Below are 14,782 nucleotides of genomic sequence, written 5' to 3' on the forward strand. Positions count from 1 at the left end.
CAGTTTCTCCATTCGCCGATGTCACGCCTTCGACCGAGCAGCAATAGCCTCATTAGACTATTTGTCAGGGTGTGGCACAGGCAGTGTAAAATCCTATCTTTCCAGGACTTACGCAAATAATAAATAGCCAATAGGGGCAATTCATGAATTGCCCCTACAGCATCTAGCTTTGTGTAAGTCCTAATATATGTTCAATGCGATCGCTTACTATAGCGTTCGTTTTCCTACTTCGCACTCACCACTTTATGACCAATATCTCTCCGGTAATATATGCCCTCAAACTGAATATATTTGATCCCTGCGTAGGCTTGGGCGATCGCTTGCTCAAAATTTTCTCCGATTCCAGTCACATTTAATACTCGACCCCCATCTGTCACAACTTCTTGTTGCTGGTTTAATTTTGTACCTGCATGAAATACAGTTGCTCCTGTTACCTCTGCGTTGCCAATACCAGTAATAACCTTACCTTTCTCATATTCTCCGGGATAACCACCTGAAGCGGCAACAACAGTGGCAGATGTTCCTTTTTTCCAAGCAATGGGAGGTAATTCACTTAACCTCTGTTGTACACAGGCTAGAAGTAACTCTTCTAGGGGTGTTTCTAATAATGGCAAAATCACTTGGGTTTCTGGATCGCCAAAGCGACAGTTAAATTCCAAAACCTTCAAGTCGCCATCGGGTGCAATCATTAAGCCAGCATACAGCACACCCCGGTAATCAATGCCTTTAGCTCGTAAGGTTGCGATCGCTCTTTCTAAGACTTCTGTTTGAATCCGTGCCATCAACTCTGGTGTCGCAATGGGTGCTGGGCTATATGCTCCCATACCACCAGTATTCTCGCCTGTATCGCCCTCACCAATTCGCTTATGGTCTTGAGCGGGCAGCAAGGGACGAATCGTTAACCCATCGGTTAATGCTAAAACTGATACCTCTTGCCCAATTAAACATTCTTCAATGACGACAAATTCACCAGCACTACCAAATTGTCCCTGAAAAATCGCATCAATAGCACTTTCTGCCTGTGCAACTGTTTCAGCTACTATCACACCCTTACCCGCTGCCAAGCCATCAGCTTTAACGACAATTGGCGCTCCCTGAGACTTGACATAAGATTTTGCTACCCCTGCCTCCGTAAATACCGCACTTCGCGCCGTCGGAATCCCTGCTTCTTGCATCAGAGCTTTTGCCCAAGCTTTACTCGCTTCAATTTGCGCTCCCGCTCTGATTGGGCCAAATACCATCAACCCTTTATCTTGAAGGTAATCTGTGATTCCCTGAGATAGAGGTACTTCTGGCCCAACTACTACTAAATTTATGTCATGTTCTAGAGCATATCGGCTGATGCCTTCAAAATCATCTATTCCTAGGGGCAAGTTCTGGCAACGTTCCATACTTGCTGTTCCCCCATTCCCTGGTACACAGACAACTTGCTCAATTTGCTTAGATTGCAACAGTTTCCATGCCAGAGCGTGTTCGCGCCCTCCATTACCTACAACTAAAACTTTCACTGCTTTCCTCGTGCGTCCCTTGCAAACGAGAATACCTGATTAGGCTCTCGCGGATCAATTTTTTCACCAATTATCACACTTGTGCAAGCCTCATTATGACCATAAGAGGCAGGGAAAGGGGAGAAATAATTATCTACGTTTCAGGATTTGTAATTATACATTCATTGCCGTGAAGAGATAGGGCATTCTAGTGATCGCTTTATTTTTGAGGTTTTTTGTAAAAAGATATATTTATGTAGGTTGGGTGGAGTGAAACGCAACCCAACATTACCACCAAATTTTATGTTGGGTTACGCGATCACTACACCCAACCTACAAAACCACGGTTCTCAAGATAGACGAGGTTTAAGTAGCTGAGTCTGAGCGTTCTATTTGCTGCCGGATGGTATCAATAGAAGCATTAATGCCAGCCAGTTTGGACTCTAAATCATCTCGTATCCAAATCAAGAATTTTAATTTCCGCTCTAAGCTAGCTTTGTGCGAAATAGGTTCGCTTCCATAGCAAGGATTGCCCCAAAAAGGAAACATATTTTACCTCTGTATTTAGCTTTTGTAAGAGTGCAATATACTGCACCACTACATTCTGACTAATAACAATCAGACTAATGTGGGTAATAACCGACCTAAATTGTACGTGCTTAACGAATACAGAGATATTAATGCTATTAAAACTCCAGATTGTGCATATACCATAATATATTTTCTCGTGGCTAGGTAGTGCTTGCTGTTCAAAACTCTCATAAACTCTTTGCACCCACAAGAAGTAAAATATAAACTTTCAAAAAACTGAGAATAAGGGTTACGTCGATTATATTATGTATAAAAATTGTAATTATTGCTTAACTACTTTATGTCCATTCAAGTTTACGGAATTCCCAACTGCGGCACTTGCAAAAAAGCTCTGATGTGGCTCCAAAGCAATAGCATTAAATATGAATTCATAAATACTAAAGAAACTCCACCCAACAGTGAAATGATCCAAAACTGGATGAAGTGTTTGGGTTCTGCTCCCATGCGGAATACCTCCGGCCAGTCTTATCGAGCTTTAGGAGATGAAAAGAAGACTTGGACTGATCAACAGTGGATTGACGCATTTGCTAACGATGCAATGCTGCTAAAACGCCCACTTTTCGTTAAAGATGGAACAGCAGTGTTAGTAGGCTTTAGAGATGAGGCAGTAGTTAAAACAAAATTAAAGCTTTAATTTAGATGGCTAGTGGCTGTAAATCTTGATTTACAGCACCTTATAAACCTCGTCTACCTTGAGAACCGTAGTTTTGTAGGTTGGGTGCAGCGATCGCGTAACCCAACATAAAATTTGGTGGTAATGTTGGGTTGCGTTTCACTCCACCCAACCTACATAAATATATCTTTTAAAAAACTCTAGGTTTCAACATAGATGAGGTTTATCTCTTTCTTCTTTGCGTCCTACCCTAGGGGAAGCCGCTCCGCGTCTATGCGGTTCGTTTACTAATTTACATTTTTCACAACTAAAATAGGATTGCTATATTAACTTGCATCAAAACTACCACAAAGATAAGCATCTCTGCGGTAGTTCTAAGTCAAAGACTATTAAAGTAAAGCAAAAGGAGCAAAGTCTAGCTTAATTTGCTATGTTAAATTATCCCAATTTTAGAAAGTAGAGTTCTTAGACTTAGCTAACCCATCGCTTCCACGGCACTTAGCATGAAATTAATCCGCTGCTCAAACTCTAGATTTTTGATCAATGCGACAAATTCATCAGTTTCACCAGGAAGTTGATAGTCGGAGGGCACTTGAATTATGCTTCCATCCTCCATTCCTTGTGCCAGCAGGAACCAAACATCTAATTTAGCATTGGGACTTAGAGTATTATAGGTTTGGCTAATATCGTTAGCTGCACCATTAATAATGTCGCGTTGTGCTTGCAGTTGCTGCTCTTTAGACAAGTCCAAGAATTTGTCAAACACGGCTCTGGCAGGTGTTTCAACACTTAGAGGAGGTGCTGGGTTTAGCTGCTCTTTAAGATCGAGATAACCAAACCAAAGTAAGGCTAGCTGAGTATCTACATCAAAGCGTTGAAAAGTTTCTAAAGCTGGTCTTGTTGCTTCATCAACTGTGTAAGTCATAAAAAACTCCAACTAAGTTAAGTTATTCCGATTTCCTCAGTTACTTACTGAGAAAATTGCTTTCAGTGCTTCATACAACTTAACTAACAAATCCAGATAGATAACCCTACTTAGGATAGGTATAAGACTCACCACATAAGACAGATATACATAACTCAAGTTGCTAGTTACAAAAATGCCTGCTTCGATGTATAGAAAGCAAAGATATTTCGATGTCTACAAACCTTACAGCAGTTTTCATGTATTTGAACCACATCCGTCGTAGTAGGGGTGCAAGACCTTATCCCGGATTTCTCACGATACTGTAGGCAGAGGAGTGTGGGGAGTGTGCGGGGTCAGATTTATTCCCTATCCTCCCACACCTCCCACATTCCTTGATTTCTCACAAGTGAGAAATCCAGGCTTATGCCCCTACCCTATGGTCTATTTACCTGAAAATCGCTGTAATTAGCCTTTGGTGTTTCCGAAGCATTCTGTTACGCAGATAAAGCGCTAATGTTATAGTAGTATAGGAAATGAGCTAACGTTTCCCTCAATTCACGGCATTTGCATATATGATAGATACTCTAATGTGTGAATAAATATCTGGAGAGGTGTCCGAGCGGTTCATGGTGACGCACTCGAAATGCGTTTTGGGGAAACCCAACGGGGGTTCGAATCCCCCCCTCTCCGTTTAAAAATATTTCTCAAGAACTGGACAAACAGATTCTGTTTGGCTTGAAAAGTTGCACGTATAATTATTTGCAAGTGAAACGATCTCATACTTACGTGGCTGCTGAGTCAAATATTGTCCAAAAACACTAAAATATACAGCGCCAACACAAATTTTTGGGATAAACTAATGCCATCGTGTGAGGAGTGAAAGATGGCAAATCTCAGCCTGGAGAAAGGGTTTTCATTTAGTTTTATCAGTATCTGTTTATATCTGGGTATTAGTGTAGGAGTCGTTATTCGGCTTGGGCAATCACAGCAATTAAACGCTGCGACGACACCTACTGAACCTGTATCATTACCCTTTGCTATTCCTGAACCTAAATCATTAACACCAAAACAGCAAATTTCTTCAGGTATTATTACTATCAAAGCGGTTGGAGATATTATTCCAGGCACTAATTTTCCTAACTATAGATTACCCCGATTTCGAGATCAATTATTACCAAAATCAGTGAGATCCCACTTGCAAGGATCAGATATTTTATTTGGTAACTTTGAAAGTAGCTTAACTAATTATCCTTACACTACTAAAGATACTAGTAGAGGACAAGTCTTTGCTTTTCGCTCTCCACCTGGATATGCTCGGCTATTTGCTGAGGCTGGTTTTAATGTGTTTAATATGGCAAATAACCATGCAATGGATTTCGGCCCGGTAGGGTTCAAAGATACAAAGAGAAATCTTGAGGCTGTGGGCATTGCAACATTAGGCCATAAAAATCAAATTCTCTATTTGAAAGCTAACAATATCCCTATGGCAATGGTGGGTTTTTCTCCTTATGAAATGTATAATTCCATCCATAATTTAGGAGCAGCCCAAGCACTTATAGCAGAAGCAAAAAATAAAGCAAAGATTGTAGTAGTATCGATGCACGCTGGAGCCGAAGGGACTGGGGCACTACATGTTAAGAATCAGACAGAGTTTTTTTATGGAGAAAACCGAGGTAATTCAATCCAGTTTGCTCGAAATATGATTGATGCGGGAGCAGATTTAGTACTAGGACATGGGCCTCATGTTCCGAGAGCAATGGAAATTTATAAAGGAAAAATCATTGCCTATTCTTTAGGGAATTTTTTAGGATATCGAACTTTATCTACAAATGCCCAGACAGGTGACTCGATGATTTTAGAAGTCAAACTCAACTCTATGGGAAATCTGATATCAAGTAAAATTATCCCTGTGCGGATGAATCGCCAAGGAATCCCTCAAATCGATCAACATTTTCGGACTGTGAAACTTATACGTTCTTTGAATAATCAAGCTTTTCCAAAAAATCCTGTAAAAATTAATAAGAAAGGGGAAGTTGTTGTACAGAAAAGTAAATCAGAAATTTAGCTAACAACAAAACAAAATCTATTCGTGATTTTTATAATAGAAATTACATATTGAAGAAGAGTTCAGAAGTCACAATGGGCTAATGTTTAGCCTATTGTGCCTCCTGACTCCTGAATTTTGTTTCGATAAAATATTAATTTGACTAGTTTTTATAAGATAAATCTGTAATCCCGAAAAGCCCCATCAGGAAAATCCTTAAGCGTTTAAGGATTTTCCTGTAAGGGCGATAGCACACTTCAGCATTGCCAGTTTATAGGAGTCAGCAGTTATGTCTTCCTGTTCAAAAAAAAATCATAGCTCGTAACTTGATTCACCGTTTGCCATTGCGATCGCTCTTGATTGTTCCATTTGTCCTGCAAATCTTTGCAGCCGTTGGGCTAACGGGGTATATTTCCTTGCGTAATGGGCAGAAGGCAGTCAATGATGTTTCTGGTCAGTTATGTCAAGAGATGAGCGATCGCCTCAACCTGCAAGTCTGGACTATTTGGAAAGACCTTATGTGACTGGACAAGTGATCGTCGCAGCTGCTCAAGAGGGACAGCTTGATTTAACCGATGTCACCAAACTGGAACGGCCTTTTTGGCGGTTAGTCAGCCAAGATATAGTAGAATTTATGCAAATTGCGATGGCTGACGGCACGAGTATACAAGTAGAAGATTTACCGAATACAGGCATCGTGGCTTTGATTAGGAACAAAAAGGATCTACCTCAGCGCAAAATCTACCAACTTGATGATAAATAAAGGTCAACGGACTGCATTGATAGAAACTATAGCCAATTTTGACCCTCGACCTCGGCCTTGGTATAAAACTGCACAGAAAGCTGGAAAACCAACCTGGACAAAGCCTTTTTTGGGCAACTCGATTAAAATCCCTTCAATTTCTCTAACCCAACCCATATACAACAGCAATGGGGTGTTCTTAGGAGTTCAAAATAATCTTTTTCGGATTAACAAAATTCATAATTTTCTCAAGAAGCTAAAGGTGGGTCAGACGGGACAAACCTTTATCATTGATCGCTCATGTCATCTTGTAGCTTTTCTGGCAATTTGCGATTGCTCTGGGGTTGATTATCAGTTGGTGAATTTTGCTTTTCTAATGTTGGTACTACTACAGCAGAAGGATCTGACTGTTTGGATTGTGTCGGTGGTGCTGCTGGTATAACCACAGAATTTGGTGGAATTATCGGTTCAGGGGAAGCAGAATTCTGATTAGAAGCGGGTGAGTTATTTTGTGGCAATGGTGCGGGAGAAGCACTACGAGATGACCGGATCGCCCGTAGTTTTTCCACTAGCGAGGGTGTGGGGGAAACGCTAGGTGAAGATGGAGATTTCTGCAAATCACCCCGTTGTGATTCTCCTGTAGGGCTGCTAGGAGTTTCTTCGGGGGAAGAACGGCGATTACGTCGGCGCTGCTTGGAATTAGAAAGAGGTGCTGATTCTGTTCTTGAGGTGGTGTTAGTCTCTTCACCATTTTCGAAACTGGGTGCTTTCGCGGCTGGTTGTTGAGTAGGCTGTTCAAAAAGCGGCTTTGTGGTTGGCTGCGGCTGAGATTTGGGTAAAATACTAGTGATGCCAAAACCTGCTGTAGCAGCAACCAAGGCTACACCTACACCTATGAGTATTTGAGATGATCCCGGTTTTTTTGCCAGTGGATTTCCTTTAGCGATGCCTGGGTTGGGCTGTGCCAGCACAGATGGCTTATGAAGGCGATTTTGGCCAGTTTTTCCAAGTAAAGTTGCAGCTTGTTGAGCAGATAAATTGACAGTTGGGACTGCATAAGTTGCTAAGGCTTCCGGTGTCATCAGCCCCTCATTTCCAGGTAGGAGTTGTAACCACTCGGCAACTGTCGCTGGTCGAAAACGAGACTCCACCGCCATACCGCGCATTATTGCCTGGTTGACAGCAGCACTCAAGTGTGGTTGCAATTCGCGGGGGGAAGGCATTTGTTCGCGATCGCGCAATAATGCTGGCATAGGTACTTGTGCTGTCAACAGTGAATACAAAGTTGCCGCTAAACCATAAACATCGGTGGCAGGTGTGCGCGGCGCTTGCGTCAAATACTGCTCAATTGGAGAATAACCTTCAGAAACCAGACCAGTGTGAGTCTGTCTGACATTGCCATTAAATTCCCTGGCAATGCCAAAATCAATTAGTACTACTTCTTGTGTTCCTTGACGAAGAATAATATTATCTGGTTTGACATCTCGGTGCAGCAAACCATTGTTATGTACTACCTGTAAAGCTGCTCCAATTTGCCGAATGTAATGAATTGCTGTGGCTTCAGGCAAAGTTATTCCTGGTAATACAAATGCGTCTCCCAAGGTTTCGCCACGAATGTATTCCATTACCATGTAAGGCAGTCCAGCTTCCACAAAAAAGTCACTGACTCGGACTATATTTGGATGAATACACGTAGCTAATCGTCTGGCTTCATCTTGGAATTGGCGCTCAAATTTCGCAAAATCAGGATGTTGTCGCAGCCGTTCATTGATGGTTTTCATCACCACCTCCTGGCCCAAGTAGTGATGGGTAGCTTTAAATGTAATACCAAAGCCACCCCGCCCTATTTCTTGAATTAGGGTATATTTTCCATCTTGCAAAATTGTGCCTGCTAACATAAAGAGTCCTGAATCCTGAGTGAGCAGATAAATAGCGAGTCCTGAGTCTTGAGGAATTTCTATTTCTAAAATTTTTCCGTATTTTTTATGAGGCAGGGTTTATTACCTGTCTATTCTACGGGATGATTTAGTTGTCGGAACTCCCTAAGCGAGAAAACCTCCCCACCTCACAAAAGTTTTATCTTTTTCAGATGATAACGCGGGAGTAAAGAAATTCTGAAGTAGGAAAAAGACTTAAGCTATCTGCTACATCCGTAATGTCAAGGAGAAAATACGACTCGACGCGCTAGTTGCTACAACATAGTTTCTTAATTAACGCTTTAATTTCGTCCTAATTTAACGCGATGTGCGACTTATTCTTAAAACCCCTCTCCAAACCTCTCCCCGAAAGGTCGATAGGCTTTGATTCTTGCTCCCCTTCCCTTGTAGGGGAGGGGTTGGGGGTTAGGTCTGAGATAAAGTCGCACACGGCGTTAATTTAGGACATTGAGCGTCACAATCCGCTTCCAAGTTCTAGACAAGAGATTCTACGTTTAGATATAAACAAAAGTGATTTCAATAAATATTATTTAACAATATGGGCAGTATAAAAAAATATGTAATTTCCAGTGATGAACTCGATATTTTTACTGTAACTCTTTTGGAACTTGATTGGCTAGGCTTACCAATTACAAAAAAGTAAACTTTGTAGAGTAATGTGCTTACTTTTATTGTTCAGTCTCTTCATCATTAATCACAAACTAAATTCTGCTGCGCCATCCTCATCTACACTCGCATTCTTACCCATAGCAGTAGGTTTAAATTTAGAGCCATGAATTAATTCACCGAATGCAATTCCTGGATTTTGGTGAAGAATATTTAGCACACTCATAAAATCTCGCACAATTTCTCCTGGTGTCAGTAATGCTTCTGCACCCAAGCGATTAATAATTTCTTGCACAAACTCCTTTAACTCAATATTTTTCAAAGTTTGTTCATACCCAAAATTAAGTGCATGAATCTCAGCTAAACGTTGCAGAAGGGTTAAAATTTCTGCTTCACTCAACGGATTTAGCCGAATCACTGGCCCTGAATTTTCTTGAACATTAGCTTGGGCAACAAAACGACTTTCTTTTGTGCGTCTTTGCCAAGCTTGGTCTGCAAAAAGTCCGCGTTTGGGGTCTTCTAAAAATTTAGTTGTTCCACCAACGACAATGCCAAGATGTTCAGCTTTGCACTGCATGGTATCGTTAAACATTGCCAGGAGTCGATTATAATTTTTTTCCCGCGTGACTGTAGTAGATATTTGATATAAATGTACAGCTTCATCAACTAAAATTAACAGTCCTTTATAACCAATCTCAGCGACAAATTTCGCAAACAGTTTTATATAGTCATACCAACTATCATCATCAATAATAACTCGCACTCCTAAAGCTGCTTTCGCTTCAACTTTAGTAGTAAATTCTCCCCGCAACCAGCGCATCGCCGCATTTTTTAAATTATCATCATCCATTCGGTAGCCACGCCAATAAGCGATAATCACGCTACCAAAATCGAAACCGTGAACTAAGTCTTCAATATATTGAACTACTTCCCTAATTTTTGATTCAACTCGGTCATCAAAACCATCGTCATTGGGACGCATTTCAGTTTCTTTAACCACTTCTTGTTGAATTTTATTAATCCATCCTTCTAAAATCGAAACTAAAGCACCACCATCAGGACGAGTTTTTGTAGCTAGGTGGCTCATTAATTCTCGATAGGTGGCTACACCTTCATTGTTGCTTCCAGCTAATCGGCGTTCAGGGGATAAATCAGCATCCGCTACTACAAAACCTTGCTCCATCGCACGGTTACGAAGTAGTTGCAATAAAAAACTTTTCCCGGAACCGTAGTTACCAATTATGAAACGAAATGCGGCGACACCTTCTGCAATATCATCAAGATTTTGTAATAGGCTTTTTAGTTCCTTTTCTCGACCTACTGCGATATATTCAACTCCTACTCTTGGTACTACCCCCGCACCAAGGGAATTGATTAAACCAGTGGAGATTTTTTTCGAGATTTTGAGCTTTGCCATGTATTACACTTCACTTTATTCTAAACGCATAAGCACGCACTAAATAGGTAAGGTACATATTCACCTTACTACTAATCTTACGACGGCAATAATATTTTAATTTGTCGACGCATGTCTAGCCATGAGACTTTCATGCGTTGCGATCATTTTTTTGACATGGGTAATATGCTCATGGTAAACTTCTGGAATTTCCGAATTTGAGTTAATTATTAATTCCCCAATAGTATCATTTGCCCGTTCATTTATAGAATCGATTAAAAGATTCGGCATAGTGATATTTGCTTCGGCAATTTTTTTAATAGCAGCCTTGGGATTATCTTGCTCGACTATCGCTTTTAATACTTGTAGTTCGTATTCTGGGAGATTTTCTAAAAAATTAGTCCATTCTTCAGGTATATTCTCTGATGTATCAATTTCCGATTTATTTATGAATGCTGTAGTTTCCATTATTTCAGAAAAGGGAAACAATTCAGTATCATCTTCTGAGAAATTATCAGTTGAGGGTTCTTGATGAAATGTTTCTAGTTGTTGGAGTAATTCCCAGACTTGATTTTGCAATGAATCTCGTTCTTCTTGCAATAATGAAATTTGCCCTTGCAACTGCTGTAATTCGGCTTTGTCTTCTGCTAGTTGGGTTTGTGAAGAATGTAGGATAGCTTGAATATTTTCTCTTTCGGTTTTTGCCGCTACCAGCAACTGATTTTTTTGGGTTGTCTCAACTTCTAACTCTTGAATTGCAATTCGCAGTTCGTATAGTTTTTCTTCTAATTGGGGTTTTAGTCTGCCTAAAAGAGTTAAATTACTTTCAACTTCTTGTTTCTCTTGCTGGAGTTCTGAAATTTGGCTTTGCAATTGCGTGATTTCAGCACGAGATACATTACAATTCGACTCTAGACGACGCTTTTCTGCTGTAAGTATAGAAAAAGCATTGTTCAATTCTGTTTGACTTTTCTGCAAGTTATTAATTTCACTTTGCAGAGTATTGATTTCAGTTTCTAGCTGTTTTTTTTGCCCGGTAAATGTTCTTAGTTCCCGATGTAAATTATCTCTTTGGTTACGGCTTTCTGTAACTTGATTTTGGAGTTGCTGTGACTCTGCATATAATAAATTATGATGTTCTTCGATTTGATTTATTTCTCTGACAACACGAGCTTTCAACCCCTCCATTTCTTTAATTCGTTTGCGGAGAGAACCTAAAACAAACATCTCATAATTTCTCCGCCGCTTATCTACAAATAATGCTGTTGCATAGATAGTAGCGGCAGTAATTAAACCTGTGAGAAAAGCTTTATTAAAATCCCAGCTTGGGACGAGACTAAGACCAAAACTCACACTAAAGGCAACTATTCCTAGTATAAATCGATTGCTGATCGTTACTGATTGCATATTGCTCGTTTTTAGCGTAGTGAAATTATCAGAATAAGTAAGTTTCATACTAATTCGTAATACTCGCCATTGGCGTAGTGTCTCGTACAGAAGGCGAGAAGCAAGCTACGTAATTGATAATTACATTGGCAGATAAGCGAATGTAATTACAAATGAGAAGACACAGGTTATTCTGTTTGGTTAAATAAGGCATTTTTCCAAAATTTTGTATCATAGTATTTCTGAAATATATAGTTTTAGTTACTGGCGCATCATATTGTTATGTAATTAACAAAAAATTTTAATCAGAAGTATTGGACGTATTGTTATTTGCATAAGAAAGTCTTAAATCTGCTTTTAAAAAATCAATAAATTGCCGTGCTGTACGTCCAGAACGACCGTTGTGGCGAGTTGCCCACTGTAATGCTTGAAACTCCAAATCTTCTTGGGTAATATTAATTTCAGCTTGTGCTGCTAGATGTTGTACTATCTTCAAATAAGTTTTTTGATCGGCTGGTTCAAAGGTCAAGGTTAAACCGAAGCGATCGCTAAACGAAAGTTTCTCCTGCATCGTATCCCAAGCATGGACTTCTTCATTATCCTTGGGGGTAGGTCTATCCACAAAGAACTCCCGAATCAGATGGCGGCGATTGGAAGTAGCATACACAACTACATTTTGCGGTCGCGCGGTTAAATTACCTTCTAAAACTACCTTGAGTGCTTTAAAGGCATCATCATCTTCTTCAAAGGAAAGATCATCGACAAAGATGATAAATTTTTGTGACACTCCTCGTAAATGTTCCACAATTTCTGGTAAGTCTTTTAAATCAGATTTTCTCACTTCCAATAAGCGGAGACTACGCTCGCTATATTCATTCAACAAAGATTTCACTAAAGAAGATTTGCCAGAACCACGACTACCGTAAAGTAATACATGGAGTGCCATCTCTCCTGATAATAAAAACTCTGTATTTTTCAACAAAGCATCTCTTTGAGACTCGTAACCTACAAGCGCACTCAACTTGACCGGATCAGAATATCGGATACCGATAAATTGCCCAGCTTGCCAACGTAAAGCGCGATATTCTGCAAATAAACCAGAGCCACATTGCCGATAATAAGCCGCCAACTCTTCTACAGCATCACCCCAATTATCTAAGTCTTGTAAATATGTAGCGAACTTTGTCTCTACTCCTACGAATTCTTGCTCTTTATACCACACTACTGGCGAAATCGGCATGTGAGCTACGCTTTGTATCCACTCACTCAAAGAGGCGCTGCTACATTCATAGAGACTTTGCAATATTTGTAAATCATGTTGTACTGCTGCTACTAAAGCTGGGGGCAGTTCTTCAAATTCTTTCACTTGGGCCAATTTTGTAAAAGGATTCTTAGAGAAGAGAAGTTGAGTAATTAAATAGTCTTCCCAGTTTTGATTTTTAGCAGCTAAAGCGTGGAAGTAACGACCGTAGGCTTCGAGACAACCCCGTGCATCAGAGTCAGTGTAACGTATAGCTTGCAACAGTTCTAGAAATGCTATCCCCACTTCGCCTTGAAGAACAGACTGGTACAGTAAAAGTGAGGCCGCTTGACGCTGGAGATATTGGACTTTTGTATATGAGGTAGTACTTGTTATTGGCATCGCTTGATTATCCATCAATCAACTGTGTGGTATAGCTATTTAGCTATGGTAAATTGTCGGCTGACCTTGGCAGTAAAGTCAAAATCTACAGATGTATTAACAATGAATTTAAGTATAATTGCTGCTTTTGCCTACGGCATATTAGCGATCGCTGGTGGAATTATTGGCTATACTCAGGCTAGAAGTAAGGTTTCACTCTTAAGTGGTAGCATTAGCGGTTTATTACTAATACTTGCAGCTTACTTTCAACTCCAAGGACAAACCTGGGGTTTGATTTTAGCGCTGTTAGTGACTAGTGTTTTAGTGGTAGTCTTTGCTTTTCGACTAGCTAAAACACGTAAGTTTATGCCGGCGGGATTAATGACGATTTTGGGGATGTTGGCCTTGGCGGTGATGGTGAGTCAAATGGTGGGGAATTGAGGGGTGAAATTTAAACGCAGAGGAACGCAAAGGGAAGCGCAAAGGTACGCAAAGTTGTATGTAGTTAGCGCAAAATCTGGTCAATCATCCGGTTCGCTTGGGAAGCATAACCTCCCCCGAATAAATTGAAGTGATTCAAAATGTGATAAAGGTTATAGAGTGTTTTTCTCTGCTCATAGCCTGCATCTAAAGGAAAAACTTCGTTGTAACCTTTGTAAAAAGCTGCGGGGAACCCACCAAATAATTCTGTCATGGCAATATCAACTTCGCGATCGCCAAAATAAGTTGCTGGATCAAAAATCACGGGTTCTCCTGACGCAGTACACCCGGCATTTCCACCCCATAAATCGCCATGTACTAAAGAAGGTTGTACTTGGTGCGCCAATAGTTCAGGGATAGCTGCTAGTAGTTTTTCTTGCTGGGGGAAACTTTCTCCCCGTCGCCTTGCCAACTGAAATTGATAACCAAGGCGATGTTTAATATAAAATTCTGTCCAATCTGCTGTCCAAGTATTGATTTGGGGCGTTGAACCAATGGTATTGTTAATTTTCCAACCAAAACCTTGGCTACTGCTAGCTTGATGCATCGCCGCCAACTTGCGCCCCATCACTTGCCACGAATTGCTGTTGCCATTACCAAGTTCTAACCATTCCAGCACAATGTAGCTAGAGTTCTCAGCTACACCCGAGCAAATAGGTTTTGGGATGCGAATACTAGCTGTTGCTAGCATTTCTTTTAAACCCAATGCCTCAGCCTCAAACATCGCAACTTGGGATGCAAGGTTGAGCTTGACGAAGTAGGTAATCTCACCATTGGAAACAGCATAACCTTGGTTGATACATCCACCACCAACCGATCGCCGTTGCTGACTCTGAAATTTCTCGCCAGTCACCTGGCTAATATGGGTGTCGATTTGAGTCCACATGATTGAACTGGGGATATGGGAGTGGGGACGAGGGAGCAAAGGACAGAGAGCAAGAGCAGGGGAAAAATTCTTCTTCCAACCTCCTG

At 40.7% G+C, this 14,782-nt stretch carries 13 protein-coding genes, 1 tRNA gene and 1 pseudogene; 7 read left to right on the forward strand and 8 right to left on the reverse strand.

Annotation, left to right across the window (positions count from 1 at the left end; all coding sequences use genetic code 11):
* Positions 1-224: 224 nt before the first annotated feature.
* Together purD and GNF10_RS16005 are read right to left on the reverse strand one after the other, a co-directional pair.
* Positions 225-1,508, reverse strand: coding sequence for a phosphoribosylamine--glycine ligase (purD, locus tag GNF10_RS16000; protein WP_185582213.1), 1,284 nt, complete (start codon positions 1,506-1,508; stop codon positions 225-227).
* 345 nt (positions 1,509-1,853) lie between these two features.
* The gene (locus GNF10_RS16005) at positions 1,854-2,036 is read right to left on the reverse strand and encodes a hypothetical protein (RefSeq protein ID WP_041565423.1); all 183 of its coding nucleotides are present in this window, start codon (positions 2,034-2,036) and stop codon (positions 1,854-1,856) included.
* Between the two features lie 322 nt (positions 2,037-2,358).
* Here GNF10_RS16005 and GNF10_RS16010 point away from each other — a divergent pair, with 322 nt between their 5' ends.
* Positions 2,359-2,712 (forward strand): Spx/MgsR family RNA polymerase-binding regulatory protein, encoded by a 354-nt coding sequence (locus GNF10_RS16010; protein WP_185582212.1) that lies wholly within the window; start codon positions 2,359-2,361, stop codon positions 2,710-2,712.
* Between the two features lie 454 nt (positions 2,713-3,166).
* Here the strand turns inward: GNF10_RS16010 and GNF10_RS16015 are convergent, their stop codons facing one another.
* Positions 3,167-3,616: an orange carotenoid protein N-terminal domain-containing protein gene (locus tag GNF10_RS16015; protein ID WP_185583895.1), complete on the reverse strand. Its 450-nt coding sequence runs from the start codon at positions 3,614-3,616 to the stop codon at positions 3,167-3,169.
* 587 nt (positions 3,617-4,203) lie between these two features.
* On the opposite strand from GNF10_RS16015, the gene GNF10_RS16020 reads away from it, so the two are divergent.
* The 5 genes and pseudogenes from GNF10_RS16020 to GNF10_RS39490 all read left to right on the forward strand — a co-directional run.
* Positions 4,204-4,288, forward strand: a tRNA-Ser gene (locus tag GNF10_RS16020).
* A gap of 193 nt (positions 4,289-4,481) precedes the next feature.
* On the forward strand, positions 4,482-5,663 hold the full coding sequence (locus GNF10_RS16025; RefSeq protein WP_185592044.1) for a CapA family protein: 1,182 nt from the start codon (positions 4,482-4,484) through the stop codon (positions 5,661-5,663).
* Positions 5,664-5,905: 242 nt separating this feature from the next.
* On the forward strand, positions 5,906-6,166 hold the full coding sequence (locus GNF10_RS37890) for a hypothetical protein (protein ID WP_221643402.1): 261 nt from the start codon (positions 5,906-5,908) through the stop codon (positions 6,164-6,166).
* Positions 6,103-6,405: a hypothetical protein gene (locus tag GNF10_RS37895; protein WP_221643401.1), complete on the forward strand. Its 303-nt coding sequence runs from the start codon at positions 6,103-6,105 to the stop codon at positions 6,403-6,405. Before GNF10_RS37890 ends, GNF10_RS37895 begins: the two co-directional genes overlap by 64 nt.
* Positions 6,395-6,622 (forward strand): annotated as a pseudogene (locus tag GNF10_RS39490) (cache domain-containing protein); the annotation flags it as partial. The gene GNF10_RS37895 and the pseudogene GNF10_RS39490, both read left to right, overlap by 11 nt.
* Before the next feature lie 49 nt (positions 6,623-6,671).
* Here GNF10_RS39490 and GNF10_RS16035 read toward each other — a convergent pair.
* From GNF10_RS16035 to GNF10_RS16050, 4 genes are all read right to left on the reverse strand, one after another.
* Positions 6,672-8,282 (reverse strand): serine/threonine-protein kinase, encoded by a 1,611-nt coding sequence (locus GNF10_RS16035; protein ID WP_185584862.1) that lies wholly within the window; start codon positions 8,280-8,282, stop codon positions 6,672-6,674.
* A gap of 733 nt (positions 8,283-9,015) precedes the next feature.
* The gene (locus GNF10_RS16040; RefSeq protein WP_185584861.1) at positions 9,016-10,344 is read right to left on the reverse strand and encodes an ATP-binding protein; all 1,329 of its coding nucleotides are present in this window, start codon (positions 10,342-10,344) and stop codon (positions 9,016-9,018) included.
* Positions 10,345-10,440: 96 nt separating this feature from the next.
* Positions 10,441-11,730, reverse strand: coding sequence for a tellurite resistance TerB C-terminal domain-containing protein (locus GNF10_RS16045; RefSeq protein ID WP_185584860.1), 1,290 nt, complete (start codon positions 11,728-11,730; stop codon positions 10,441-10,443).
* 280 nt (positions 11,731-12,010) lie between these two features.
* Positions 12,011-13,366 (reverse strand): ATP-binding protein, encoded by a 1,356-nt coding sequence (locus GNF10_RS16050; RefSeq protein ID WP_185584859.1) that lies wholly within the window; start codon positions 13,364-13,366, stop codon positions 12,011-12,013.
* An 87-nt stretch (positions 13,367-13,453) separates the two neighbouring features.
* Here GNF10_RS16050 and GNF10_RS16055 point away from each other — a divergent pair, with 87 nt between their 5' ends.
* Positions 13,454-13,771: a TMEM14 family protein gene (locus tag GNF10_RS16055; RefSeq protein WP_185584858.1), complete on the forward strand. Its 318-nt coding sequence runs from the start codon at positions 13,454-13,456 to the stop codon at positions 13,769-13,771.
* A 64-nt stretch (positions 13,772-13,835) separates the two neighbouring features.
* On the opposite strand, the gene GNF10_RS16060 is transcribed toward GNF10_RS16055, so the two are convergent.
* Positions 13,836-14,696: a fructosamine kinase family protein gene (locus GNF10_RS16060; RefSeq protein WP_185584857.1), complete on the reverse strand. Its 861-nt coding sequence runs from the start codon at positions 14,694-14,696 to the stop codon at positions 13,836-13,838.
* Between the last annotated feature and the right edge of the window lie 86 nt (positions 14,697-14,782).

Origin of the sequence: Nostoc sp. UCD121, assembly GCF_014222285.1 — a bacterium.
Lineage (GTDB): Bacteria > Cyanobacteriota > Cyanobacteriia > Cyanobacteriales > Nostocaceae > Nostoc.